The sequence below is a fragment of the Plantactinospora endophytica genome, from assembly GCF_016862915.1.
Classification (GTDB): Bacteria; Actinomycetota; Actinomycetes; order Mycobacteriales; family Micromonosporaceae; genus Plantactinospora; species Plantactinospora endophytica.
This window is the reverse complement of the sequence record NZ_BONW01000083.1, coordinates 1-994: the sequence shown is the minus strand read 5'-3', so window position 1 is coordinate 994 and position 994 is coordinate 1. Positions and strand designations below refer to the sequence as shown.

Here is a 994-nt window from a genome sequence, read left to right as displayed (position 1 = left end):
AACCGATCGCTCGGCGGCTATCGCACGGTGCCGGTGGCAGGTGCCGGCGGGAACAGTTGACGCAGCGTCGGGTCGACGGCTGTTGCCAGCATGCCGTCGTCGCCGGAATGCATGACCAGGTTGACCACGCCCATCGCAACCTCTCCGGTACGGGTTTCGGCGACGGCGGTCGCGATGTCGGGCGGCGCGAGATCGGCGAGTAGCTGCCGTACCAGTACGCCCTCGCCCCAGAGCGCCTCGGCCGGGATGCAGAGCCGACCCAGCCAGGACAACAGGACCGCGGCCCTGCCTGCGGGCGACGGCATGGCGGCGGTCAGCCGCCGACGGGCGTCATCGACTTGCGCATCGGACAGCTCGCCGGATTGCTGACCGGTGACGGCGACCAACACAGGATGCAGCACGTCAGGAACCCCACGCTCGGTCAGGTACCGCTTGCCTGCCTTCCCCGCAGGCCGGAACTGCGGGCGGCCTTCGTGCAGGTTCAGCAAGTCGGCCAACGGCGCCAGGAGAGCGGTCAGCTGATTCGGTACCCCGTGGCCGGCCAGGAACAGGTGGAGCGCCGCAGGATCCGCCACGACCAGGTCGTTACGCCACCACGACCGCTCCCAACTGACCGAGCCGTAGCCGTGCAGGCTAGCGCTGGCAAGCACCGCGCCCGCAATATCACGGAGCATGACCGTCAGCCCACCCGGACAACGGCAGACGTCACCGGTGAAACGACCCGTCGTGGTCAACACACGCACGGCGTCGACCGACACAGCGTCCACCAACTCAGCCAGAACCGCGCGGCCGAGAAGAGGACCGCCGCCCTCACCGCCTTCGACGATCTGCACAGCGTGGGTTCGAGACCAGACCTCCTCGAGCCATTCGACCATCCGAGCCCTCCCACGCCGACTCGACGATCATGACAGGCGTGCCGGACGCCAACCACCGAGACCACAGATCGCAACGCACACGTGTCACCGTTCGTGCGCGCCGCCGTCACGCTTCGCAG

General features: G+C 68.3%; 1 protein-coding gene. It reads right to left on the bottom strand.

Features of this window, described 5'->3' with window-relative positions:
- Positions 1 to 17: 17 nt before the first annotated feature.
- Positions 18 to 875 carry a hypothetical protein gene (locus Pen02_RS41420; protein ID WP_203871683.1) on the bottom strand — a complete coding sequence of 286 codons (858 nt, stop codon included), beginning with the start codon at positions 873 to 875 and terminating at the stop codon, positions 18 to 20.
- Between the last annotated feature and the right edge of the window lie 119 nt (positions 876 to 994).

Excerpts from the sequence above, each read along its gene's own strand:
- Pen02_RS41420 (WP_203871683.1), bottom strand. The coding sequence starts at position 875 with ATGGTCGAATGGCTCGAGGAGGTCTGGTCTCGAACCCACGCTGTGCAG.